The organism is Sulfuriferula sp. GW1, from assembly GCF_047300855.1.
Taxonomy (GTDB): domain Bacteria; phylum Pseudomonadota; class Gammaproteobacteria; order Burkholderiales; family Sulfuriferulaceae; genus Sulfuriferula.
This window is the reverse complement of record NZ_CP170197.1, coordinates 952,327-977,708: the sequence shown is the minus strand read 5'-3', so window position 1 is coordinate 977,708 and position 25,382 is coordinate 952,327. Positions and strand designations below refer to the sequence as shown.

Below are 25,382 nucleotides of genomic sequence, written 5' to 3'. Positions count from 1 at the left end.
CAGCCAGAGGGCGGCAGCCATGCCATTGGGTAACGGCAGTCACGATATGCCCAGCTGTTTCCACTGCGGCAACCCGTTGCCGCCCGGTGCGCATTATCCGGTCGATCTTCCGGATGCCCGTTGCAATACCTGCTGCCATGGCTGCCAGGCGGTCGCACGGATGATCGTGAGCAGCGGCAACGCCGCCTACTATCGCCACCGCACCAGCCTGCCCTCCACCGCTGCAGCGCCGGCCGCCGACGAAATCCTGCAACAACTGCGGCTCTATGATCTGCCGGAAATCCAGCAGTCCTTCGTCAGGCCAGGCGAAGGTGACCTGCGCGAGGCCGCGCTGATTCTGGAGGGTATTGTGTGCGCCGCCTGCATCTGGCTGAACGAGCGCCATATCGCGCAGTTACCCGGTGTAGTCGCGGTAGAGATCAATTTCGCCACGCACCGGGCGCGGGTGCGCTGGGACAACAGCCGTATCCAGCTCTCCGACATTCTGCATGCCGTCCGCGACATCGGCTATGCCGCCTACCCATTCGATGCCGATCGCCAGGAGGACGTGTTCAGGCGCGAACGTGCGGCCGCCCAGCGCAGACTGGCGATTGCCGGACTGGGCATGATGCAGGTCATGATGTATGCCATCCCGGCTTATCTGGCTGATCCCGGCAGCATGACCTGGGACATCCAGGCGTTGATGCGCTGGGCCAGCCTGATGCTCACCCTGCCGGTGGTGTTTTACTCGGCGTGGCCATTTTTCCTGGGTGCATGGCGCGACCTCAAGCGCCGCAGCCTGGGTATGGATGTGCCGGTGGCGCTGGGCGTGGGCGCCGCGTTTGCAGCCAGCGTTTGGGTGATACTAACCCATTCCGGCGAGGTGTATTTCGATTCGATCACCATGTTCGTGTTTTTCCTGCTCAGCGGACGCTATCTGGAAATGGGCGCGCGGCGCAAATCGGCAGCGGCGCTGGAAACCCTGGCCAAGCTGATTCCCGCCGTTGCCAACCGATATCTGGATTATCCGGCACAACAGGAAACGCAAAGCGTGCCGGTCACCCGGTTGGCCGCAGGCGACACCTTGCTGGTGAAACCCGGCGAAGCGATTCCGGCGGATGGCATTGTGCTCGCTGGCAGCAGCGCGGCGGACGAGTCCCTGCTCACCGGCGAAGCGCGTGCGCTGACCAAGGTAGCGGGCGATCGCCTGGTGGGTGGCGCCATCAACGTGACCGGCCCCCTGGTCATGCGCGTAGAAAAAACCGGCGCCGACACCGTGCTGTCCGGCATTCTGCGTCTGCTCGACCGCGCCCAGGCAGAAAAGCCCCGCATCGCCCGGCTGGCGGACCGGTTCGCCGCATGGTTCGTGCTCGCCTTGCTGCTGCTGGCCACAGGCGTTGCGCTGGGCTGGTACTGGGTGGAGCCGGCACGGGCGTTCTGGATCACGGTTTCGGTACTGGTGGTGAGCTGCCCTTGCGCGCTCGGTCTGGCCACCCCGGCCGCCCTTACCGCCGCAGCCGGGCGTCTCACCGGCATGGGACTGCTCGCCACACGCGGCCACGCGCTGGAAACGCTGGCGCGTGTCACCCACGTCGTGTTCGACAAGACCGGCACCCTCACCTACGGCAGGCTCACCCTGCTCGACACCCTGCCCTTGGGCGAAACCTCGGCGGCGCGCTGCCGCGCCCTGGCTTCCACCCTGGAGAGCGTTTCCGAACATCCCATCGCACATGCCCTGCATGATCCAGCCGCGCCCACGCTGCCCGGCCACTCCATTACCAATGTGCCGGGCTACGGGCTGGAGGGCATCGTTGAAGGGCGTCATCTGCGCCTGGGCCGCCCGGATTTTGTGGCGCAATTGCATGGCCGGCCACTACCGCCCCATCTCGAGTTGCGGGATAGCCAGACCATGGTTGCGCTGGGCGACGAACAGGGCTGGCTAAGCATATTTCTGCTGGGCGATCAGTTGCGTCCGGACGCCGTGCGGGCGGTGGCGCGTCTGAAAAAAATGGGGATGGAAGTCAGCCTGCTATCCGGCGACGGCAACGCCACCGTGGCGCATGTGGCCAATCAACTGGGCATCGAACATTATGCCGGGCAGCTTATGCCAGAGGACAAGCTTGCACGCATGCGCGCACTGCAAAGCCGCGGTCAGATTGTCGCCATGGTCGGCGACGGCGTGAACGATGCACCAGTGCTCGCCGCGGCTCAAGTTTCCATCGCCATGGGGCAGGGTTCGGATGTAGCTCAGGCCAGCGCCGATATGGTGATGATGAACGGCCAGCTGGAACGTCTGGCGGATGCGATGGCGCTGGCCCGGCGCACCACCGCGATCATCCGGCAGAACCTGGCGTGGGCAGTGATCTACAACCTGGCCGCCATTCCTGCCGCGGCGCTGGGGTTTGTCACACCGTGGATGGCGGGTATTGGCATGTCGCTTTCTTCGCTGCTGGTGGTGCTCAACGCACTGCGCCTGAGCCGCATGCGACTTGGTGCTGGCGACAATGGCGCGCCAGTTCATACCGTCACCGAAACGGGCACGGCAGTGGCTGTGCCCGCGCTGGAAGGACCCTGACATGGACATTCTGTTCCTGCTGATTCCACTCAGCGTGATCCTGGTTGTATTCATCGCAGCGGCATTTTTATGGGCGGTGAAAGCAGGCCAGTTCGAGGATATGGAAGGGCCCGCGCACCGGATTCTGATGGATGACGACAAACCTCCAGGTAAAAAATCATCAGACGAACAAGGGTTTAGTTAGGCAGCACCAGTCAATCAATGACGTGTAATTTTGCTTGTGACAAACAAAGGAGAGGCACAGCATGGAAACAACAACCTACAACTACAAGGTCATCCGTCAGTTCGCCATCATGACCATCGTCTGGGGCATAGTCGGCATGCTGGTAGGCGTCATCATCGCCTCCCAGCTGATCTGGCCGGAACTGAACTTTGGCGTACCGTGGCTGAGTTACGGACGGTTAAGGCCACTGCATACCAATGCAGTGATTTTTGCCTTTGGCGGTACCGCGCTGTTTGCCACGTCCTACTACATTGTGCAGCGCACCTGCCAGGTGCGGCTCTACGCAGAGAAGCTCGCCGCTTTCACGTTCTGGGGCTGGCAGGCGGTAATCGTGGCGGCGGCCATCACGCTCCCGCTGGGCTATACCACCTCGCATGAATACGCAGAACTGGAATGGCCGATCGACATTCTCATTACCCTGGTGTGGGTGGCCTACGCGGTGGTGTTCTTCGGCACCATCATCAAACGCCGCACCAAGTACATTTATGTATCCAACTGGTTTTTCGGCGCCTACATTCTGACCATTGCCATTCTGCACATCGTCAACAGCGCCGAGATCCCGGTGTCCCTGACCAAATCCTACTATGTTTATTCCGGTGTCCAGGACGCCATGGTGCAGTGGTGGTACGGCCATAATGCGGTGGGGTTTTTCCTCACCACTGCCTTCCTCGGCATGATGTATTACTTCATTCCCAAACAGGCCGGGCGCCCGATTTTTTCCTACCGCCTGTCGGTCGTGCACTTCTGGTCGCTCAACTTCATCTACATGTGGGCGGGCCCGCACCATCTGCAATACACCGTGCTCCCCGACTGGACACAATCCCTCGGCATGGTGTTCTCGCTGATGCTGCTGGCACCGAGTTGGGGCGGCATGATGAACGGCATCATGACCCTGTCCGGTGCCTGGCATAAATTGCGCACCGATCCGATCCTGAAGTTTCTGGTGACGGCGCTGTCGTTCTACGGCATGTCCACCTTCGAAGGACCGATGATGTCGATCAAGACCGTGAACGCCCTGTCCCACTATACCGAGTGGACCATCGGCCACGTGCATTCCGGCGCACTCGGCTGGGTGGCGATGATTACCATCGGTTCCATGTACTACCTGATCCCGCGCCTGTTCGGGCGCGAAGAAATGTACAGCGTCAAACTGATCACGCTGCACTTCTGGGTAGCCACCATTGGCGTGGTGTTCTACATCGCCGCGATGTGGATTGCCGGGGTAGCGCAAGGCTTGATGTGGCGCGCCTCCAACCCGGACGGCACGCTGACCTACAGTTTCGCCCAGGTGCTGAACGCAATGTATCCGTTCTACACCATCCGGCTGCTGGGCGGCCTGATGTTCTTTAGCGGCATGTTGATCATGGCCTACAACGTATGGAGAACGGTATCCGCCGGCAGGATAGTGGAAGCGCAGATACCCCAGGCCGTACACGCTTGAACGGATAACAGGAGAACAATGATGGAATCATTTCACCAGAAGATCGAAAAGAATACCGGCCTGTTCATCATGCTCACCCTCCTGGTGGTGAGCATCGGTGGCCTGGTACAGATCGTGCCGCTGTTTTTCCAGAAATCCACCACCCAGCCAGTGGCGGGCATGATGCCCTACACTGCGCTGCAGCTGAGCGGGCGCGACATCTACATCCGCGAAGGCTGCGTCGGCTGCCACTCGCAGATGATTCGTCCGTTCCGCGCGGAAACCGAGCGCTACGGGCACTACTCGGTAGCCGGAGAATCGGTATACGACCATCCTTTCCTGTACGGCTCCAAGCGCACCGGGCCGGACCTGGCACGGGTAGGCGGCCGCTATTCGGATGACTGGCACCGTACCCACCTGAACCATCCACAGGACGTGGTACCTGAATCCAACATGCCGTCTTACCCGTGGCTGGCAAAAAAACCGGCAGATGCCAGCGACATCGAGACCAAGATGAAGGTACTGCGCATTGAGGGTGTGCCCTATACCGACGCGGATATCGCCGCCGCCAAAAATGAATTGCAGGGCAAGACCGAGCTGGACGCACTGATTGCCTACCTGCAAATACTCGGCACTTCACTCAAGGAAACGAGATAAGCATGGCAGGGACTATCGGAGCCATCGTCACAGTGGTCTTTTTCGTGATCTTTGTAGCCATTGTGCTGTGGGCATGGAGCGGGCGGCGCAAAAAGGATTTCGACGCCGCCGCGAATCTGCCCTTCGAGGAAGAAGATACCCCTTCGCGCATCCCGCCCAAACACGACTAACCCGGTCCGGGGCGCCCGAGAAATCGCGCCCGGCTTAAGGAGAAATAACATGAGCGATTTTGTCAGCAGTTTCTGGAGCCTCTACATCGCCGGCATCACCGTCATCAGCATGGTCTGGGTGGCGTTGTTTCTCAAGACTCAGACCACGCGCAGACTCGCCTCCGGCGAAAAGGCCGAACTGATTGAAAAAGCCTGGGACGGCGATTTGCAGGAACTCAACAATCCGTTGCCGCGCTGGTGGCTGTGGCTGTTTTACCTGACCATCGTGTTCGGCGTGGTGTACCTGGCGCTGTATCCGGGGCTGGGCAGCTACAAGGGTATGCTGGACTGGAGTGCCACGGGCCAATGGCAGCAGGAACAGACCAAGGCCAACGCGCAATACGGCCCGATTTTTGACAAATACCTGAAGCAGGACCTGAAGGTGGTCGCGGCCGACCCGCAAGCACGCGAAATGGGCCAACGCCTATTCCTGACCTACTGTTCGCAATGCCATGGTTCGGATGCGGCCGGCGCCAGGGGCTTTCCCAATCTGACCGATCATGACTGGCTCTATGGCGGCGACCCGGAAACCATCCAGGCCAGTATCACCAATGGCCGTGCCGGCGTGATGCCGGCGCTGGGTGCGGCCCTGGGCGTGCAGGGCACGAAGCAAGTCGCCAATTACGTGCTGTCCCTGTCCGAGAGCAAACATGACGCGACGCTGGCCGCGGCCGGGCGCGACAAGTTTGCTACCTACTGCGCCGCCTGCCACCAGGCGGACGGCAAAGGCACGCAAGCCATGGGCGCGCCCAACCTGACCGACAAGGTGTGGCTCTATGGCGGCTCCGAAGCCACCATCATCGAAACCATCACCAAGGGCCGTAACGGCCACATGCCGGCACAACTGGACAAGCTGGGCCCAGCCAAGGTGCATCTGCTGGCGGCCTATGTGTATGGATTATCGCAGGGCAAGTAGGCGCTGAACCGGAGGGGCCTGCACAGACGCGGCGCCCCACCCGCTTACCAACAACAAAGGAACCCGGGCGTGGCCGAAGCAGGACAAAAAAAAGTCGTCAACATCGCACCCTCCACCGAGATGGAGCAGACGCTCTACGCCGTCAAACAAAAGATCTATCCGCGTGCGGTTTCCGGCTGGTTCGCCAGCTGGCGTGTGGCTTTGGTGCTGTTCACGCAACTGCTTTACTATGGCCTGCCCTGGCTGTCCTGGGACGGGCGTCAGGCGATCCTGTTCGACCTGGCACAACGCAAGTTCTACATTCTGGGACTGGTGTTCTGGCCTCAGGATTTCATCTACCTCACCGGACTGCTGGTCATTGCGGCATTCTTGCTGTTCCTGTTCACCGCCGTCGCCGGACGCCTGTGGTGCGGCTTTGCCTGCCCGCAGACGGTCTACACTGAACTGTTTCTGTGGATAGAACGCAAGATTGAAGGCGATCGCCTCAAGCAAATGAAGCTGGACAGGCAAGCCTGGAACATCGAAAAAATCGGCAAGAAAACTGCCAAACACAGCGCTTGGCTGATACTGGCGTTGTGGACTGGCTTCACCTTTGTGGGTTACTTCACGCCCATCAAGGAGCTGGCGGTATCCTTTGCGCATTGGGCATTGGGCCCCTGGGAGGCCTTCTGGATTTTTTTCTATGGCTTCGCCACCTACGGCAACGCCGGCTTCATGCGCGAACAGGTATGCAAGTACATGTGCCCCTACGCGCGCTTCCAGAGCGTCATGTTCGACTCGGACACCCTGACCGTCACTTACGACTCCTCGCGCGGCGAACCGCGCGGCGCGCGTTCCAAATCCACTGACCGCCATGCCGCCGGGCTGGGCGACTGCGTGGACTGCAGCATCTGTGTGCAGGTATGCCCCACCGACATCGACATCCGCAATGGCTTGCAATACGAATGCATCGGCTGCGCCGCCTGCATCGACGGTTGCGATCAGGTGATGGCGAAAATGGGCTATCCGCGCGGCCTGATCCGCTACACCACGGAAAACGTGATCAAGGGCAAGTACCCAGACAGAAGCATTCTTGCCCATGTATTGCGTCCGCGCACCCTGATTTATAGCGTACTGCTGCTGGCCATTGTCGCCACACTGGGTATGGCGCTGATCAACCGGGTGCCGCTGCGCGTGGATGCAATCCGTGACCGCATTGCCGCCCGCGAAACCGCCGACGGCCATATCGAAAACGTCTACCGTCTGCAGATCATCAACATGGAAAACAAACCCCACCGCTACGCCATTTCAGTCACGGGCCTGCCGGGCATCAAACTGGGGGATGCAAGCTCCCTGGCGGAAGTTGCTGCGCTGGGAACCCATGACGCCGTGGTGCATGTCCAGATAGACCCGAGCGAAATCCGCGCACGTTCAAGTCCGGTGGAATTCAAAATCCAGTCGCTGGATAACCCGGAACTGACGAAAACCGTCAGATCCACCTTTCTTAATCGCTAGGAGTTACGCCATGCACGCCACTGACAAACAACCCTGGTACCGCGAGCCCTGGCCGTGGCTGCTGATGATACTGCCGCTGACAGCGGTGGTGGCGGGTTTCATCACCGCCTGGTACGCAGTGGTAAGCAACGACGGCCTGGTAGCAGACGACTACTATAAGGAAGGCATGGCGATTAACCAGACCCTGCATCGCGATACAGCAGCAATCGCACTGGACCTGGGTGCCACCTTGCACACCAGCGCGGATGCGCGCACGTTGCACCTGACACTGGCCGGCACGCTCTCGCCGCTGCCCAATATGTTACGACTCTCCATCCTGCACCCCACTCAGCCCGGGCACGACCACGTCATCACCTTGAATACAGCGGGCAATGGCAGCTATATTGGCGCCATGCCAAGTCTGGGCAATGGACGCTGGCGGCTGATCCTGGAGCCACCCCAGCGTGAATGGCGCCTGACTGGGGTGTGGTGGCAACCCCACACCAGGACGCTCACCCTGGACAATAGACGCCCTGCCAAAATCCAGACAAACAATCTCAACTAGACGGGAGAATCACATGACTACATTGCTGAACCTGCTGCTCACCACGCGTACCGGGCTAATGAGCCTGTTCACCGTGGTTTTTGCGATCGGCATGCTAGGCTGGTTCACCTGGTGGTTCATAAAAAAATCCAGGGGAAAATAAATACCTGCCGCCGCCACACTCTCACAGCAAAAAACACACAATCGAAGGAGGAAAGCATGCAACGCATAATCCAGGTGTTGTGGCCGTCGTTCATCGCGGCGGGGGTAATGGATATTGTCCTGTTCACGCTGCTGGACCCGATCGCACTGATCTATCAGAACGCCCCTCTGTTCACAACTCGGCTCGGTGCTTATTCGCTTGGTTTTTTTCTGTTCTGGCTGTTCGGTGCAGTGAGCAGCGCGCTAACCTGCTACTTTCAGTGCAGCACTGCCCAGCTCAACAAGATTTGCAAGTCGTCCGAACCAAAAAAATAAGTGTTCGGAATAAGGGTAGGATTCCCGGACAGGCCCGGGAACCGGCAAAATAGAACTCAATAGGTATTCTGCACTTCGGTGACTTGCGGAAAAGTGCGCCGCACGATTTTCTCCACCACGTTTTTCAGATCCAGCATGGAATTGGGGCACCCCACGCAGGCACCCTTGAGCCGCACCCGGACAACGGTGCCACTGATTTCCACCAGTTCCAGATCACCGCCGTCGCGCAGCAGGATGGCGCGGGCTTCTTCCAGAACTTGCACCAGCGCGGCCTCGGTGAGCGGCGGGGCTGCACCGCTGGCCTGGTAGGGGCGCAACTTTTCCAGACGTGCCTGACGCTGGGCAATGCGCGTCGCCAGCAGCGGGCTGCGTTCTTCGAGTTCGTCAAGTTCCTCTTCGCTGTACCAGCGCGTATCGTCGAGCGCCATTTCGCGGTCGCGCGCGGCAAGTTCCTCGGCGCTATAGCGTTTGATGGGGATGGTTTTGGTGGTGTCAGTCATGCTTATCCAACCCATTTGCGCGCATTGCGGAACATCCGCAGCCACGGACCGTCTTCGCGCCAGTCGTCCGGATGCCAGGAATGCTGTACGGTGCGGAACACCCGTTCCGGATGCGGCATCAACAGGGTGAAGCGACCATCGGCAGTGGTCACGCCGGTCAGGCCGCCGGGCGAGCCGTTCGGGTTCGCCGGATAGGTCTCCGTCACACGACCGTGGTTGTCCACGTAGCGCAGCGCACCGATCACCTGCGCCGGGTCGCCGCCCTGGCTGAAGTCGGCATAACCTTCGCCGTGGGAGACCACCACCGGCATGCGGCTGCCGGCCATGCCGTCGAACAGGATGGAGGGACTGTTCGGCACTTCGACCATGACGAAACGCGCCTCGAACTGCTCGGACTGGTTGCGGGTAAATTTCGGCCAGAATTCGGCGCCGGGAATGATGGACTTGAGATTACTCATCATCTGGCAGCCATTGCACACGCCCAGCGCGAAGCTGTCGTCGCGCCTGAAAAATGCTTCGAACTGATCGCGTGCACGCGGATTGAACAGAATGGATTTGGCCCAGCCCTCGCCGGCACCCAGCACGTCGCCGTAGGAAAAACCGCCGCACGCGGCGAAGCCGCGGAACTCAGTCAGCGTCACACGCCCGGCGATAATGTCACTCATGTGCACGTCCACCGCCTCGAAGCCGGCGCGGTCGAAAGCGGCGGCCATTTCCACTTCGCCGTTGACGCCCTGCTCGCGCAGGATGGCGATGCGCGGTTTGCTGGCGCCGATGAAAGGCGCGGCGATGTTGTCGTTGAGGTCGAAGCTCAGCTTTGCCGACAAACCCGGATTAGCCCCGTCCAGCAGTTGCGCATATTCGCTCTCTGCACAAGCCGGATTGTCGCGCAGGCGCTGGATCTGGTAGCTGGTTTCGCTCCAGGCGCGCTGCAATTCCGCGCGGCTGAAAGCAAGCATGGTTTTTTCATTGCGCACGATTTCCACACGGTCGCGATCATTGGTGCTGCCGATGATGTGGAACTCGGAGCGCAGCCCGGCAGCTATGAAGGTCTGCATGACCTCGGCGGTATGCTCGCGTTTCACCTGCAACACTGCGCCGAGCTCCTCGTTGAACAGCACACCGAACACGCGCGGACTGTATCCGGTTTGCTCGGTGATCACTTCTTCGTCTTCATCCATGCCTTCTTCTTCAACTTGCACACGGAAGCGATCCTGGCACAGTTCGTCCGCGTCCACAGTGATGCCGCAGTGGCCAGCGAAGGCCATTTCGCACAGTGCCGCCCATAGGCCGCCATCGGAGCGGTCATGGTAGGCCAGCACGCGGCCGGCGGCATTGAGCGCCTGCACGGTTTCGAAAAACGCCTTGAACTGGCCCGGTTGATCAAGGTCCGGGCAACGCTCACCCACTTGTTTGTAGGCCTGCGCGAGCGCTGAGCCACCCAGCCGATTGCGGCCGCAGCCGAGGTCGATCAGGATGAGGTCGGTATCGCCCTGATCGGTACGCAGCTGCGGCGTAAGTGTGGCCCGCACATCGGGGCAGGGCGCAAAAGCGGAAATGATCAGCGACAATGGCGCGGCGACGGATTTCTGCGCGCCGTCAGACTCCCACACGCTGCGCATGGACAACGAATCCTTGCCCACCGGGATGCTGATGCCCAATGCGGGACACAGCTCCAGCCCCACCGCCTTGACCGTGTCGTATAGCGCAGCATCTTCGCCGGGAAAACCGGCTGCTGCCATCCAGTTGGCCGAAAGCTTCACAGCGCCGATTTTTTCCACACGCGCGGCGGCCAGGTTGGTCAGCGCCTCGCCTACCGCCATGCGCCCGGAAGCGGCGGCATCGATCAGCGCCAGCGGGGTGCGCTCGCCCACGGCAAAGGCCTCGCCGCGTTCGGTGGCGTAGCCCATGGTAGTCACCGCCACGTCCGCAACCGGTACCTGCCAGGGGCCGACCAACTGGTCGCGCGCAGTGTAGCCGCCCACGCTGCGGTCACCGATGGTGATCAGGAATAGCTTGGATGCCACGCTGGGCAGGCGCAACACGCGCAGCGCAGCCTCCGCCAGATCGATGCCATCGGTGTTCAACGCCGGCAGGCTGCGAACGACGCGCTGCACGTCGCGGGTCATGCGTGGCGGCTTGCCGAGCAGCACGGACATATCCATATCCACCGGCATGGCGCTCAGCAGACTGTCTTCCACCCTCAGATGACGATCCTCGGTCGCCACGCCGATCACGGCGAACGGGCAGCGCTCGCGTTCGCATAACGCGCGGAAAGCGTCGAGGCTTTCCGGCGCAATGGCCAGCACATAGCGTTCCTGTGATTCGTTCGACCAGATTTCACGCGGCGCCATGCCCGATTCTTCCAGCGGAATATCGCGCAATTGAAAGCGTGCGCCGCGGCCGGCGCCGTCCACCAGCTCCGGCATGGCGTTGGAAACGCCGCCGGCACCCACGTCGTGGATGGACAGAATCGGATTGGCGTCGCCCAGTTGCCAGCAGCGGTCGATCACTTCCTGGGCGCGGCGCTGCATTTCCGGATTGCCGCGCTGTACCGAGTCGAAATCCAGGTTTTCGGCATTGGTGCCGGTATCCATGCTGGACGCCGCGCCGCCGCCCAGACCGATGAGCATGCCAGGTCCGCCCAGATGAATCAGCAGCGTGCCGGCGGCGAACTGCTTTTTGAAGCAGTGGGCGGCGTCGATGTTGCCCACCCCGCCTGCCAGCATGATGGGCTTGTGGTAGCCGCGCATCTCGCCTGCGCATTCTTCTTCGAAAGTGCGGAAATAACCCGCCAGATTGGGCCGGCCGAATTCATTGTTGAACGCTGCTGCGCCGAGCGGGCCGTCGATCATGATTTGCAACGCGGAGGCGATGCGGTCGGGCTTGCCGTAACCACCCTTGCTGCCTTGATAGGTTTCCCAGGGCTGGTGGCCCCCCGGGATGTTCAGGTTGGACACCGAGAACCCGCACAACCCCGCCTTGGGCTTGGAACCGGTGCCGGTGGCGCCCTCGTCGCGAATCTCGCCGCCCGAGCCTGTTGCCGCGCCGGGGAAAGGCGAAATGGCGGTGGGGTGATTGTGCGTTTCCACCTTCATCAGGATGTGCGTACGCGCCTCGCGATATACATAGCGACCATTTTCCGCCGGATGAAAGCGCGCCACGTCAGCGCCTTCGATCACCGAGGAATTATCCGAATACGCCACCACGGTTCCTTGCGGATGGCGCGCGTGGGTTTCGCGAATCATGCCGAACAGCGTGTGCGGCTGCGCCTCGCCGTCAATCACCCAGGCAGCATTGAAAATCTTGTGGCGGCAGTGCTCTGAATTGGCCTGGGCGAACATGGTCAGCTCGACATCGGTCGGGTTGCGCCCGATACGGGTGAAATTGCCCAACAGATAGTCGATTTCATCCGCCGACAATGCCAGTCCCATCTCGCTGTTGGCGCGCACCAGCGCCGCGCGGCCTGCACCGAGAATATCCACTGTGGTCAACGGCTTGGGCGGAAGATGGCGGAACAGCATGTGGGCATCGTCCAGACTGCCGAATACGGCTTCAGTCATGCGGTCATGGATATACGGCGCAATCCGCGCCTGGTCTTCTGCAGTCAGCACCGCGCCGTCACGGCGGCTGAAATGATAGGCAGTGCCGCGTTCAATCCGGGAGATTTTTTCCAGTCCGCAGTGGCGAATGATGTCGATCGCCTTGGAGGACCACGGCGAAATGGTGCCGGGGCGCGGTATAACCAGCAACAACTTCCCCTCCGTCTGGTCGGGCAATGGCGTACCGTAGGTGAGGATGGAATCCAGCCTGGCTTTCTCGACGGCGTCCAGCGTAGCCGACACTTCCGCGAAATGCCAGAATTCGGATTGGATACAGTCGTAATCGGGCAGCGCTTTGGATAGCTTGTCGAGACGAAAACGGGAAAGCGCGGCGCCGCCGCGCAATTTATGCAGTTCGGACATGGTGCGAATCGGGCATCGGATAAAAGCGAATTTTACCCGAAATCGGACGTCCTCCCCACTCTCCGGGGCGGGTTCAGGCAGCTGTGTTTGGAGGAAACTCCTGCCGAGCTTTACGCCGCCAGCTTTCCAGGCAATCCAGCCCGCAGAAGTGATGGATATAATCCGCGCCCTCTTCATTCAGGGCAGCGGAAACGGGTATCTCCTGCATGCATACTTCGCAACTGGTAATCTCGCATCCTGCGTCTTCCACGCAGGACAGAATTTCGCCGCCGCCGGGATTCACATTTCTTGGCATTTTCATTTCGCTCTCCTCAGTATCACATCATGATGCTACGCTTTCAGTATAGACATCCCAACCCCAACCGAGTTCGTCATGAAACCCCATACAGACCAACTGATCAGCAAAGCCATCCTCGACGCCCTGCCGCCGCGTCCGCTCGACAGCAACAAAGGCAACTTCGGCAGCGTCGGCATCCTGGGTGGTGCGCCGGGCATGACCGGGGCAGTGTTGCTGGCAGCGCGTGCCGCACTTCATCTGGGGGCAGGCAAAACCTACGCCGCAAGCCTGAGCAGCGGTATCACCCTGGACTTCATGCAACCTGAAATCATGCTGCTTGATCCTTCCCAGTTGCTCGACACAGCGTTAACGGTGCTGGCTGTCGGCCCCGGTTTGGGGCAATCAGAACAGGCGCGACAACTGCTGGAAAACGCGCTGAAAAATCCGGCGATTCTGGTATTGGATGCCGATGCCCTCAATCTGCTTGCCGCATCGCCAGCCTTGAAAAACTTGACGCTCGCCCGCACCGGCCCGACGCTGCTCACGCCTCATCCTGGCGAAGCTGCACGACTGCTGGCCTGTGATACTCAAACTATCCAGCGCGATCGTCCCGCTGCCGCCTTGCAACTGGCCGAAAAATATTGCGCCTGGGTGGTACTCAAGGGTGCAGGCAGCATTTGCACCGGACCGGGCAAAGAATGGCGTATCAACACTACGGGCAATCCTGGCTTGAGTAGCGCAGGGATGGGGGATGTACTAACGGGCATGGTGGCCGCTCTGCTGGCGCAGGGTCTGGAGCCTTTCGCCGCACTGCAACTCGCCGCCTATCTGCATGGGGCGGCAGCGGATGCCCTGCTGCTGCAAGGCATCGGTCCGGTGGGCCTCACCGCTTCGGAAGTGATGCTGGAAGCGCGAAAAATACTGAATCAGCGAGCCATTTAACAACATCTAACCAGACATCAAAAAGCCGAACCGTCCGGAGGAAGACAGGAACGACTTGATCAGGAATTTGCGGGCAATTGGCTGATCATGGTAAAGCGACTGATCACTTTGTCTGGGCAGGGTAAAGATTTTTCGCCGCGCCTATCAATTCCATTGCCTTGACGTATTCCGCGCTGCTGGTCTTGGTTAGATGGGTATTTCCCGCGCCCCCGCCCACCGTGATGGCGGCCAGTGCAGCCTTGCCGCTGGCGTTATCGCCTATTGTCACCAGGGCCTCAGTAATTTTTTTCGCTTGTTCTGGTGGCATGTCACGTGCCAGAGAGATCGCAAAACCCGGGACAGGATCGGCTTTAGCCAATACCCGCAGCTTTCCTGGATGCGCCTTCAATGCTTCTCCTGCCACTTTCGGTCCCACTGAAACCACATCGACCGAGTTTTCCAGCAACAGCGAAACCAGTGTGTCCTGAAAGTTTATTTCCTGTACTTGCTTGAAATCACGATTCAGCATGACCCCCTGGCTCTGCAGCAAATGGGCTGCCAACTGACCTATCAACGTTTTACGGCTCACCATACCAATTCGCGAACCTTTAAGTGACGCGATGGTTTTGTATGGGCTTGGCTCCCTGACCAGCAGAACCGAAGCAAGATCCTTGAACTTCGCAACCGGATAGAACCCTGAGACCTTATAAGCCTCCGCAATCACATTGGTGGGTCCCATCAACAAGTCATAGCGGCCCTTGCCTGCATGCGCATCGATCGTCTTGAAGCTTTGCGTGATGTCGGTGCGCACCTGACTCCCCGCAGCTTTGCCGATATAGTCGGCCAGCGGCTGGAATGAATCCCTTAACACCCATTGATCCTCACTGCCGTAAGCGCCGGGATTGATGCCAAACATCAGCCGGTCTGCTGCGTGCAGGTTAAAGGGTAACAGCAACAGTGCCGCCATAAATATGAAACGCTTTGCCTTCATTTTTAATCTCCTTGTAATATTGAGCACTTATAGTCTTAGCGTGCGCTTTTGATATCCACGTATTTTTTTGCTGCTCAATCAGTATGCAGCACAGATCCGGTAACGAGTATCCATTACCAAATCCAAGTCACACCTCTAATACGAGCAGTAAGCATGCCATTTATCGATTCTTATGATCAGGCTGCTGCGTAAACGTCCGTATACCTGATTAGCTGTCGATATTCAGCCGAATTGCTCTAACCGGATCGTACGTTCCGGATCTGTTACGTGTTAGCTTTTCATCAACTTTGTCGGACCATTCGCCGCCAACTCTGGCCGCACACAACATCATGTATAGCGAGGTCATCCGGGCCTGCTAAAAACAAACACCCGCCTATCGCGGGTGTTTGTTCCTTATAAGCCGACACGGAAATGCTGGGGCCGTTCAGCTTAAATAATGCCTGACTTCCGTGTTAACCTTATGATTGTATATAATTTCGCCTGCGTCAGTTATTTTCCGGCGGCGGGTAAAGCTTTTGCGATGCGCTAATCAGTGCCATCACTTTTGCATATTCAGCACTATTTGCTTTGAAGAGCCTGGTAACACCCACACTCCCACCCGCCGAGGCAACAGAGAGTGCCGCTTTGCCACTCGCGTTGTCACCCATGCTCAACAATGCCTCGGTAATTTTTTTCGCCTGTGCCTGTGGCATGTCTTTTGACAAAGCGATCGCAAAGCCAGGAACCGGATCGGTATTAGCCAAAATCCGCAGCTTTCCAGGATTATCCCTTAATGCCTTTGTGGCTGCCTCGTGCGAAATGGCGATCACATCCACGGAATTTTTTAGTAACAGCGAAACGAGGGTATCCTGAAACCTTATTTCCTGAACCCGCTGGAAGTCCTTGCTCAGTAACAATCCCTGCTTATTCAATAAATCCGCAGACAGCGCTCCCATAAGCGTTGCACGGCTTAGCATGCCAATTCGCGAATTTCTCAGCGAAGCTACGGTTTTATATGGGCTTTGCTCACTGACTAGCAAAGTCGCGTGCAGATCCTTGAATTTTGCTACCGGAATAAAACCGGCATCCAGAAGCGCCCGGCCAATCACATTCGTCGGCGCCAGCAACAAGTCATATCGACCTTTGCCGGAGTGCTCATCGATAGACTTGAAATTTTGCGTAATATCGGTGCGCACCGGAACCCCGGCTGCCTTGCCGATATAGTCAGCAAGCGGCTGGAATGAATCCCTTAACATCCATTGATCTTCCTTGCCTGCCGCTGTGCCGGGATTGATCCCAAACATCAGTCTTTCTGCTGCCTGCAGGTTAAAAGAGAGTAGCAATGTTGCAACAAAAAACATTTTCCGCATTATTTGGGATACCTTTTTGACAATGTGCTATTCAGACTTATGCGCCTGGTTCTCACTACCAGGCAGCCAGAAGCCGACTCTAATCAGGAACATCGCGCCCATCTTCCATACCCAATACGTGAGCATTAACAAGTGAAGGGATTCCGTTACGAACTTCGAATTCAAACGGTGATCTGTTGGGACAAAATAGAAAAAAACCGCACCCATCTATTGCCCATGACGAATCAATCCACGCATCCCTGAACTGATGCTGCCCCCCGGTTAACGACCAAAAATAAACTATCTTAAGTAGGCTTTGGCGTATTATCCGTTGGCATTTTTCCGGCGCCGCTCAACAGTCCGCCAGCGCCAAGCCTGCTTTGGCGCCAGGCGAGAGATGATAAGCTGCGGATTGTCTCAATGGCTTATTTTTCAGATGCAGAACAATATTTTGACAGCAGGTAGGTGTGGAATTCCTTGCTCACCTCATCATGCTTCAATGCATATTCCACCGTGGCTTTCAGATAGCCCAGCTTGCTGCCGCAATCGTAACGCACCCCTTTAAACTCGTAGGCTTGAACCTGCTGTTCCTGCAACAAGCTGGCAATCGCGTCGGTAAGCTGGATCTCGCCGCCGGCCCCCGGCTGGATATTCTCGATGTGATGGAAGATGCGTGCAGTAAGAATGTAACGCCCCACTACGCCTAAAGTGGAAGGTGCATCCTCCGGACGGGGCTTCTCCACAATCGAGCTTACCTTGTGCAAACCATTGGAGAGCGGCGTTGCCGCCACGATCCCGTACTGGCTGGTTTCTTCACGGGCAACATTCTGAACCCCCAGCAATGAGCATTGATAATAGTCGTATAGATCCACCATCTGCTTCATTACTGGCGGCTCGCCATCGATCAGGTCATCGGCAAGGATCACGGCAAAAGGCTCGTTTTGCACCACCGGTTTTGCGCACAGTACCGCGTGTCCGAGGCCCAGCGCCTCAGACTGGCGAATGTAAATGCAATTCACGTGTGACGGAAGTATGCCGCGCACCAATTCCAGCAATTTGGTCTTGCCATGCGCTTCCAGCTCGGCTTCCAGCTCATAGGCCTTGTCGAAGTGGTCCGGGATGGCACGCTTGCTGCGCCCTGTAATAAAGATCAGGTCGGTAATTCCGGCTGCGACAGCCTCTTCCACTGCGTATTGAATCAATGGCTTGTCTACAATGGGCAGCATTTCCTTGGGACTGGCCTTGGTAGCAGGCAAAAATCGTGTGCCCATGCCTGCAACCGGAAAAACCGCTTTGGTAATCGTGTTAGTCATGCTGGCTCCATAGTGGTTACAAAATTCATTTTAAACTGCTCAATAATTCCAGTAATTCGCCCTCATCGAGAATTTTGACGCCGAGTTCTTGCGCTTTGATATATTTGCTACCGGGATCAACGCCAGCCACCACATAGTCGGTTTTTTTCGACACGCTACCGCTCACTTTACCACCCTGCGACTCAATCTTTTCCTTGGCATCTTCGCGGCTCAGATTGGGCAAGGTACCGGTGAGCACGAAAGTCTTGCCGGCAATTGCGCTGGTTTGGATGGACATGCCCGGCTCGTCTTCCGGCCAAACCACCCCGCTAGCGCGTAGCATATCGATCACAGTGCGGTTATGCGGCTCTGCGAAGAACTGGGCAACCGATTGTGCCACCACCGGTCCCACATCGGGTACATGTTGCAGGTTGTCCATATCGGCATTCATCAGCGCATCCAGATTGCCGAAGTAGCGCGCCAAATCCTTGGCGGTCTGTTCACCCACATTGCGGATGCCCAGTGCATAGATAAAACGTGCCAAAGTCGTGTGCTTGCTGGCCTCGATGGCGGCCAGCAGATTGGCTGCGGATTTGTCCGCCATGCGATCCAGATTGGCCAGTTTCACCATCCCCAGCCGGTACAGATCGGCCGGGCTATTGACCAATCCCATATCCACCAATTGGTCGACCAGTTTTTCGCCCAGTCCGTCGATATCCATCGCCCTGCGGCTGGCAAAATGCCATAGTGCCTGCTTGCGCTGCGCCGGGCAATACAAGCCACCGCTGCAGCGTGCCACTGCCTCATCCGGCAAGCGCACCACATGCGAACCGCATACCGGGCAGGCGGTGGGCATGACGAATTCGCGTGCGTCGGGCGGACGGCGCGACACGATCACGGACACGATTTCCGGGATCACGTCCCCGGCGCGACGCACATTCACCCAGTCACCGATGCGCACATCCTTGCGGCGGATTTCATCCTCATTATGCAGCGTTGCGTTGGTCACCGTCACGCCGCCGACAAATACGGGAGCGAGCCGCGCCACCGGCGTTAACGCACCGGTACGACCGACCTGCACGTCGATTCCCATCACCTGGGTCAGCTCTTCCTGTGCCGGAAATTTGTGTGCAATGGCAAACCGGGGTGCACGCGCGACAAAGCCAAGCTGCTCCTGCAAGGCGAGATCGTTGACTTTATATACCACGCCGTCAATGTCGTAGGGCAACTGGGTACGGGCACTTTCAATCTGGCGGTAGAAATCCAGCAGGCCGGACACGCCCTGCACTACGTCACGCTGTCTGGCGATAGGCAGATGCATATCCAGCAGCTGATTCATTATTTCGGCGTGGGTCGGGGGGCTAATCCAGCCATCTGCGGCGCCAATGCCATAAGCGAAAAAGTGCAGACGACGGCTGGCAGTGATGCGAGGGTCGAGCTGACGCAATGAACCTGCGGCGGCGTTGCGCGGATTGGCAAATTCCTTGTCTCCGCGTTCACGTTGGGTGGCATTCAACGCAGCAAAGTCCGCTTTGAGCATCAGTACTTCGCCGCGTACTTCGAGCAAAGCTGGCGGCTGTTTGATGCCCAGTTGCATCGGAATCGCACGAATTGTGCGCAGGTTAGCCGTGACATCCTCGCCGGTGTAACCATCCCCGCGCGTAGCTCCCTGCACAAAACGGCCATGTGCGTAACTCAGTGTAATCGCCAGGCCATCAAACTTGGGTTCAACAGCGTATTCGATTTGCGACAGCCCGGTCGACTCGCGGCAACGGCGATCAAAAGCCTCGATCTCGGCATCGTTAAACGCATTATTCAGCGACAACATCGGCACACGGTGAGTGATTTTGGAAAATGCCGCAACCGGTGCTGCACCTACGCGCTGAGTGGGGGAATCCGCTGTCACCAGCTCCGGATATTGGGTTTCCAATGCTTGCAATTCACGCAACAAGCGGTCAAATTTAGCATCGGGAATAACGGGTGCGTCAAGCGCGTAGTAACGGTAATTGTGGTACTCGATCTGCTCGCGCAACTGACGTGCGCGCACGGCAATCTCGGTGGGAACAGGCATCAGTCAAATAAGCGCAGCGCCCGCTTGCTGCCACCAGCAATACCGCGCGCCTGCATGCGTTTGTAGATTTGGTCGATTTGCATACGGATTTTGTCGATACCCGCCTGGGTGAGGGGGCGGATATTGTCATCCACTAATTGACCACCCAACTGCTCGCTGATCTGGTGTGCCAATTCGGTCATGCGGTCGAATGCCGCCAGCCCATTGGCCACGCGCGGCAAATCGAACAGTAGGGTGACGCCATGGGTGGAAAACGGCGCGTTTGCATTTGCCGTAAATGGCGCGGATTCGTGGTTGCACAATGAGTAAATCACCTCATTGGCAGCATTGCGGCATTGGTAAACACCGTCTACCGCCAGCACCATGTTTGCACGTTGCGCCAGTTCGCTGATCCTGTTGCCCGAAAACACTTCATTGTCACGGCTCACCACATTCAGGCCGATCAGCACATCCACATCCACGCAGAACAAATCGAGTTCGCTGGCCCGCTGCAATGCAGAGGGAATGTCGGGGCATTCTGCTATACCATTGAAACGGCTGGCCAGCTGCCGCGCCAAAGTGCACAGCTGCACCAGATGGTCTTCGCTGACAGCGCCATTGCGGTCGGCCAGTTGCAGGGCGATCACGATCTCCGAATAGGCATCTTCGCGCCAGCTGGCGATTTCCTCCCAGTCTCCGGCAAGATGGTTATAGCCAAACCAGTACAGATGCTTGCCGCTAATACGGCTGCGCTCGATCTGCTCAGTCATCGCGGAACCAGGAATCGCATCCGTGGTTTGCAGCCGGATCTCGAAATCAATCTCCGTATCGGTTGGAGGTGGCGGCAGCTCGATTGCGGGGGGCGCGGATTCCGGCTGCGATGCCATCCTTGCTTGAACCGGCATGGCATGCGCCGGCTGCGGCTCGTGGAGCGCGGAAACATCCGCCTGATAATTGATTGTTGATGAGTTTGTGCCGGTAGTTGCAACTGGCTCTGTCTGCTCATACATCCGGGGAGAGTCTGGCACGAATCGTTCCGCATATCCCGGTTCATCCAGATAGGGTTCGATGCGCGCTGCATCGGATTCGGTTCCTGGTTGCCCGTCCAGTAAAACATCTTGCTGAGACTCAAACATCTCGCGCGACTGTTTGCGGTATTTTCTTTCCTGAAACCAGTTGTAAAGGACAATCGCTACGACCACTACGATTGCGACGGCAATCAGACTGATTTGCAATGGATTCATCTTTGCTTTCCGTCTCCCGCGCCACCTGGAAGTGACTGCTGTTTATTATTCCCGTTTTGGGCCGGCACCGCCGTTTGTGCCTGTCCCGGTTTCAATACCTGAAAAAAAACTTCGTCATTACGGATCATCCCCAGTTCGTTGCGCGCCCGCTCGGCAATCGCATCCAGACCGTGCTTCAAGTCGCGCACTTCGGCATCCATCGCCAAATTGCGTGCGGTCAGGTTGGCATTGACCTGTTTTTGCTCGGCGACCTGACGGCCTGTATCCCACACCTGCAACCAGCCGCCTTTGCCAAACCAGAGCGGGTACTGCAAGGACAGCAGCAAAGATACCAGAATCCAAGTCATCCAGCGCATTTGGCGCAATTAGATCAATTGCCGATCTGATAAAAAGCGGACCGGCCCGGATAGCGCGCTGCATCACCCAGTTCTTCTTCGATACGCAGCAATTGATTATATTTGGCCATGCGGTCGGAACGTGACAGGGAACCGGTCTTGATTTGCAATGCATTGGTTGCCACTGCGAGATCGGCGATCGTGGTGTCCTCGGTCTCGCCGGAACGGTGCGAAATCACCGAAGTGTATCCGGCACGCTTGGCAGTCTCGATCGCATCAAATGTTTCGGACAATGTGCCGATCTGGTTGACCTTGATCAGGATGGAATTGGCGATCCCCTGGCGGATACCCTCGCTCAGTATTTTGGCATTCGTGACGAACAAATCGTCGCCCACCAGCTGGATGGATTTTTTCAGCCGTACGCTCAGCACTGCCCAACCCGCCCAGTCATCCTCGGCCATGCCGTCTTCGATACTGATAATGGGATACTTGTCGCACCAGCTCGCCAGGTAGTCGGTGAATTGTTCGGAAGAGAGTTGCAGCCCTTCGGATTCGAGGTGGTATCTGCCGTCTTTGTAGAACTCGCTGGCGGCACAATCGAGCCCGATGGCAATGTCGGTACCCGGCACGTAACCGGCTTTTTCAATCGCCTGCACGATGAGTTTCAATGCAGCTTCGTTGGATTCCAGGTTGGGCGCAAAGCCGCCTTCGTCGCCGACGGTCGTGGTCATGCCCAGCCCATCCAGCAGTTTTTTCAGCGCATGAAACACTTCTGCGCCATAGCGCAGCGCTTCGCGGAAGCTGGGCGCGCCGAGCGGAATGATCATGAATTCCTGCATGTCGATATTGTTGTTGGCGTGCGCGCCGCCGTTGATGATATTCATCATCGGCACCGGCAACTGCATCGGGCCCGCGCCACCCAGATAGCGATACAGCGGCAGTCCGGATTCTTCCGCCGCCGCACGCGCCACCGCCATCGACACGGCCAGGATTGCATTGGCTCCGAGGCGCGACTTGGTTTCCGTACCGTCCAGCTCGATCATGGTGCGGTCGATGAAATGCTGTTCTTCCACATCCAGACCGATGATGGCCTCGCAGATTTCGGTATTGACGTTTTCCACTGCGCGCAATACGCCCTTGCCCAGGTAGCGCTGGGCATCGCCGTCGCGCAGCTCGATCGCTTCGCGACTGCCGGTGGATGCGCCGGACGGCACGGCAGCGCGTCCCATTACGCCCGATTCCAGCAACACATCGGCTTCTACAGTGGGGTTGCCGCGCGAATCCAGAATCTCGCGGGCGATGACATCAACAATTGCACTCATTTATTTTCCCTGTCCAATCAACGGCTACGCTATGCGCAACCTATTTCACTTTGTTTTCAATAAATCCGCGCTGTTTCACTAGCGCATCCATTTCTTTCAGCGTGTACAGCAATTCTTTCATCAATCCCAGCGGCCAGGCATTGGGTCCGTCGGACAGCGCCTTGGCCGGATCGGGATGCGTTTCCGCAAACACACCGGCCACCCCCGCCGCCACCGCTGCACGCGCCAGCACCGGCACGAATTCACGCTGGCCGCCGGAAACATTGCCCTGCCCGCCCGGCAGTTGCACCGAGTGCGTGGCATCGAACACCACCGGGCAGCCGGTTTCGCGCATCACCATCAACGAGCGCATATCCGACACCAGGTTGTTGTAGCCGAACGACACGCCGCGCTCGCACACCATGATGTTGTCCTGCCCGCCGTTGGCGGCACGCGCCTTGTCCACCACGTTCTTCATGTCCCAGGGGGCAAGGAACTGCCCCTTCTTGATATTCACCGGCTTGCCCGCGCACGCCACGGCGTGGATGAAATCGGTCTGGCGGCACAGGAAAGCGGGCGTTTGCAACACATCCACCACCGCTGCCACTTCGCTGATTTCCTCGATGCTGTGGACATCGGTCAGCACCGGCACGCCGATTTCCTTTTTCACATCGGCCAGTATCTGCAGCCCGGCGCCCATGCCCGGCCCGCGGAACGACACGCCGGAACTGCGGTTGGCCTTGTCGTAGGAAGACTTGTAGATGAACGGCACGCCCAGCTCGGCGCAAATTTCTTTCAACGCCCCGGCGGTATCCATCGCCATCTGGCGCGATTCCACCACGCACGGGCCGGCGATCAGGAACAGCGGTTGATCCAGCCCCGCTTCAAATCCGCACAGTTTCATACTGTTTCTCCTGCTGCAGCGTACTTTCCTGCTGCAGATTGCTGATGGGTAAGCGCCGCCTCGACAAACGCCTTGAACAGCGGATGTCCGGCACGCGGTGTAGAGGTAAATTCCGGATGAAACTGACAGCCGATGAACCAGGGGTGATCGGGCAATTCCACCATTTCGCATAGACCATCGCTGGCAGACAACCCGCTCACCTTAAGTCCGGCCTGTTGCAATTGCGGCAGCAGCGCGTTATTGACCTCATAGCGGTGGCGGTGGCGTTCAGTAATCTCGTCGCTGCCATATACGCTGCGCGCCAGCGAGTTGGCATCGAGCTTGCAAACCTGGCCGCCCAGACGCATGGTGCCACCCAGATTGGAATTCGCGCTGCGGGTTTCCACCTGCCCGGCGGCGTCTCTCCATTCTGAAATCAGCGCCACGATGGGATGCGTGGTGGCCGGTTCGAATTCGGTGCTGTGCGCGTCCGTCATACCCGCCTTGTGACGCGCATATTCAATCACGGCAAGCTGCATGCCGAGACAGATGCCCAGGTACGGCACCTTGTTTTCACGTGCATACTGGATCGCGGCAATCTTGCCCTCGACACCGCGTTTGCCGAAACCGCCCGGCACCAGGATGGCATCCATGCCGGTCAGGCAACCGATACCGTCCTTCTCGATCTGCTCGGAATCCAGGTAGTGGATATTGATATGGGTGCGGGTATGAATCCCAGCATGGATCAGCGCCTCGGACAGTGATTTGTACGACTCGGTCAGCCCCACGTACTTGCCCACCATGGCGATATCGATCTCATGCTGCGGATGCTCCAGCGCCTCCACCAGTCCGTTCCACATGGACAGATCAGCGGGCGGCGGCGTAATGCCAAATTTGCGGCAGACAATCTCGTCCATGCCCTGCTCGCGCAGCATTTCAGGAATTTTATAAATGCTGTCCACGTCGTGCACGGAAACCACCGCACCCGGTTCCAGGTTGGTAAACAGCGCAATCTTGCGGCGTTCCTCGTCGGGCAACGGGCGGTCGCCGCGGCACAGCACCACGTCCGGCTGGATACCGATCTCGCGCAACTCTTTCACCGAGTGCTGGGTGGGTTTGGTCTTTACCTCGCCCGCCTTGCCCAGATACGGCACCAGCGTGAGGTGGATGTAGCAGGTATTGTTGCGCCCCTCTTGCAAACCCATCTGGCGGATCGCCTCCAGGAAGGGCAGCGACTCGATGTCGCCCACGGTACCGCCGATCTCGACAATCGCCACCTCGGCCCCCGCTGCGCCGTTGCGGATATGCAGCTTGATCTCGTCGGTAATATGCGGAATGACCTGCACCGTGCCACCCAGGTACTCGCCGCGCCGCTCCTTCTTGATCACCGATTCGTAGATCTGGCCGGTAGTGAAGTTGTTGCGCTTGCTCATATGCGCATGGGTAAAGCGCTCGTAGTGGCCGAGATCGAGGTCGGTTTCCGCCCCGTCCTCGGTGACGAACACCTCCCCGTGCTGGAACGGGCTCATGGTGCCGGGATCCACATTGATGTATGGGTCCAGCTTCATCATGGTGACTTGCATGCCGCGCGATTCAAGAATGGCGGCGAGAGAGGCGGCGGCGATTCCCTTGCCCAGGGAAGAAACCACACCGCCAGTAACGAAGATATAACGGGTCATGTTGATTTACGGCGCAGGTAATGCTGAATTTTAGCGTAAAGCGGACGCTCGAACAATTGCGAAGCTAAGTAATCACACTCCACGCACCAAGAATATGGAACCACCCTGGAAGCGAGCCCATTATCCAGGCTGCGGCATACTTA

The 25,382-nt window shown here is 58.3% G+C and carries 23 protein-coding genes; 11 read left to right on the top strand and 12 right to left on the bottom strand.

Features of this window, described 5'->3' with window-relative positions; all coding sequences use genetic code 11:
- Nucleotides 1-19: 19 nt before the first annotated feature.
- The 10 genes from ACFDAU_RS04925 (at nt 20) to ACFDAU_RS04880 (ending at nt 8,473) form a co-directional block, all read left to right on the top strand.
- Nucleotides 20-2,554: a heavy metal translocating P-type ATPase gene (locus tag ACFDAU_RS04925; protein WP_413438897.1), complete on the top strand. Its 2,535-nt coding sequence runs from the start codon at nt 20-22 to the stop codon at nt 2,552-2,554.
- A 1-nt stretch (nt 2,555) separates the two neighbouring features.
- Complete coding sequence (gene ccoS / locus ACFDAU_RS04920) at nt 2,556-2,738, top strand: cbb3-type cytochrome oxidase assembly protein CcoS (protein ID WP_413438896.1); 183 nt, start codon at nt 2,556-2,558, stop codon at nt 2,736-2,738.
- A gap of 61 nt (nt 2,739-2,799) precedes the next feature.
- Entirely contained in the window at nt 2,800-4,218 is a 1,419-nt protein-coding gene (ccoN, locus tag ACFDAU_RS04915) for a cytochrome-c oxidase, cbb3-type subunit I (RefSeq protein ID WP_413438895.1), read from the top strand.
- Between the two features lie 18 nt (nt 4,219-4,236).
- On the top strand, nt 4,237-4,854 hold the full coding sequence (ccoO, locus tag ACFDAU_RS04910; RefSeq protein WP_413438894.1) for a cytochrome-c oxidase, cbb3-type subunit II: 618 nt from the start codon (nt 4,237-4,239) through the stop codon (nt 4,852-4,854).
- A 2-nt stretch (nt 4,855-4,856) separates the two neighbouring features.
- Nucleotides 4,857-5,024: a cbb3-type cytochrome oxidase subunit 3 gene (locus tag ACFDAU_RS04905; RefSeq protein WP_413438893.1), complete on the top strand. Its 168-nt coding sequence runs from the start codon at nt 4,857-4,859 to the stop codon at nt 5,022-5,024.
- Between the two features lie 49 nt (nt 5,025-5,073).
- Nucleotides 5,074-5,979 (top strand): cytochrome-c oxidase, cbb3-type subunit III, encoded by a 906-nt coding sequence (gene ccoP / locus ACFDAU_RS04900; protein ID WP_413438892.1) that lies wholly within the window; start codon nt 5,074-5,076, stop codon nt 5,977-5,979.
- A gap of 120 nt (nt 5,980-6,099) precedes the next feature.
- Complete coding sequence (gene ccoG, locus ACFDAU_RS04895; protein ID WP_413439504.1) at nt 6,100-7,473, top strand: cytochrome c oxidase accessory protein CcoG; 1,374 nt, start codon at nt 6,100-6,102, stop codon at nt 7,471-7,473.
- Between the two features lie 10 nt (nt 7,474-7,483).
- The gene (locus tag ACFDAU_RS04890; RefSeq protein ID WP_413438891.1) at nt 7,484-8,017 is read left to right on the top strand and encodes a FixH family protein; all 534 of its coding nucleotides are present in this window, start codon (nt 7,484-7,486) and stop codon (nt 8,015-8,017) included.
- A 13-nt stretch (nt 8,018-8,030) separates the two neighbouring features.
- Nucleotides 8,031-8,159, top strand: a complete 129-nt coding sequence (locus ACFDAU_RS04885; protein WP_413438890.1) for a DUF3149 domain-containing protein — start codon at nt 8,031-8,033, stop codon at nt 8,157-8,159.
- A gap of 56 nt (nt 8,160-8,215) precedes the next feature.
- Nucleotides 8,216-8,473, top strand: a complete 258-nt coding sequence (locus ACFDAU_RS04880) for a hypothetical protein (protein ID WP_413438889.1) — start codon at nt 8,216-8,218, stop codon at nt 8,471-8,473.
- Between the two features lie 56 nt (nt 8,474-8,529).
- Here the strand turns inward: ACFDAU_RS04880 and ACFDAU_RS04875 are convergent, their stop codons facing one another.
- The 3 genes from ACFDAU_RS04875 to ACFDAU_RS04865 form a co-directional block, all read right to left on the bottom strand.
- Entirely contained in the window at nt 8,530-8,973 is a 444-nt protein-coding gene (locus ACFDAU_RS04875) for a NifU family protein (RefSeq protein WP_413438888.1), read from the bottom strand.
- Nucleotides 8,974-8,975: 2 nt separating this feature from the next.
- Entirely contained in the window at nt 8,976-12,938 is a 3,963-nt protein-coding gene (purL, locus tag ACFDAU_RS04870) for a phosphoribosylformylglycinamidine synthase (RefSeq protein WP_413438887.1), read from the bottom strand.
- Between the two features lie 73 nt (nt 12,939-13,011).
- The gene (locus ACFDAU_RS04865; RefSeq protein ID WP_413438886.1) at nt 13,012-13,239 is read right to left on the bottom strand and encodes a DUF3330 domain-containing protein; all 228 of its coding nucleotides are present in this window, start codon (nt 13,237-13,239) and stop codon (nt 13,012-13,014) included.
- Nucleotides 13,240-13,311: 72 nt separating this feature from the next.
- Between ACFDAU_RS04865 and ACFDAU_RS04860 the strand changes: the two genes are divergently transcribed.
- On the top strand, nt 13,312-14,157 hold the full coding sequence (locus tag ACFDAU_RS04860; RefSeq protein WP_413438885.1) for an NAD(P)H-hydrate dehydratase: 846 nt from the start codon (nt 13,312-13,314) through the stop codon (nt 14,155-14,157).
- A 103-nt stretch (nt 14,158-14,260) separates the two neighbouring features.
- Here ACFDAU_RS04860 and ACFDAU_RS04855 read toward each other — a convergent pair whose 3' ends face one another.
- The 9 genes from ACFDAU_RS04855 to ACFDAU_RS04815 all read right to left on the bottom strand — a co-directional run bounded on the left by ACFDAU_RS04855 (nt 14,261) and on the right by ACFDAU_RS04815 (nt 25,239).
- A complete protein-coding gene (locus tag ACFDAU_RS04855) occupies nt 14,261-15,127 on the bottom strand; it encodes a phosphate/phosphite/phosphonate ABC transporter substrate-binding protein (RefSeq protein WP_413438884.1) in 867 nt (288 codons plus the stop codon).
- 485 nt (nt 15,128-15,612) lie between these two features.
- Nucleotides 15,613-16,476, bottom strand: a complete 864-nt coding sequence (locus ACFDAU_RS04850; RefSeq protein WP_413438883.1) for a phosphate/phosphite/phosphonate ABC transporter substrate-binding protein — start codon at nt 16,474-16,476, stop codon at nt 15,613-15,615.
- Between the two features lie 404 nt (nt 16,477-16,880).
- Nucleotides 16,881-17,768, bottom strand: coding sequence for a UTP--glucose-1-phosphate uridylyltransferase GalU (gene galU / locus ACFDAU_RS04845; protein ID WP_413438882.1), 888 nt, complete (start codon nt 17,766-17,768; stop codon nt 16,881-16,883).
- Nucleotides 17,769-17,793: 25 nt separating this feature from the next.
- Entirely contained in the window at nt 17,794-19,818 is a 2,025-nt protein-coding gene (gene ligA / locus ACFDAU_RS04840; protein WP_413438881.1) for an NAD-dependent DNA ligase LigA, read from the bottom strand.
- Nucleotides 19,818-21,041, bottom strand: a complete 1,224-nt coding sequence (locus ACFDAU_RS04835) for a cell division protein ZipA C-terminal FtsZ-binding domain-containing protein (protein ID WP_413438880.1) — start codon at nt 21,039-21,041, stop codon at nt 19,818-19,820. The genes ligA and ACFDAU_RS04835 overlap by 1 nt, the downstream gene beginning before the upstream one ends.
- The gene (gene ftsB / locus ACFDAU_RS04830; RefSeq protein ID WP_413438879.1) at nt 21,038-21,388 is read right to left on the bottom strand and encodes a cell division protein FtsB; all 351 of its coding nucleotides are present in this window, start codon (nt 21,386-21,388) and stop codon (nt 21,038-21,040) included. The genes ACFDAU_RS04835 and ftsB overlap by 4 nt, the downstream gene beginning before the upstream one ends.
- A 23-nt stretch (nt 21,389-21,411) precedes the next feature.
- A complete protein-coding gene (eno, locus tag ACFDAU_RS04825; protein WP_413438878.1) occupies nt 21,412-22,698 on the bottom strand; it encodes a phosphopyruvate hydratase in 1,287 nt (428 codons plus the stop codon).
- A 40-nt stretch (nt 22,699-22,738) separates the two neighbouring features.
- Nucleotides 22,739-23,581 (bottom strand): 3-deoxy-8-phosphooctulonate synthase, encoded by an 843-nt coding sequence (gene kdsA, locus ACFDAU_RS04820; protein WP_413438877.1) that lies wholly within the window; start codon nt 23,579-23,581, stop codon nt 22,739-22,741.
- On the bottom strand, nt 23,578-25,239 hold the full coding sequence (locus tag ACFDAU_RS04815; RefSeq protein ID WP_413438876.1) for a CTP synthase: 1,662 nt from the start codon (nt 25,237-25,239) through the stop codon (nt 23,578-23,580). Before ACFDAU_RS04815 ends, kdsA begins: the two co-directional genes overlap by 4 nt.
- Between the last annotated feature and the right edge of the window lie 143 nt (nt 25,240-25,382).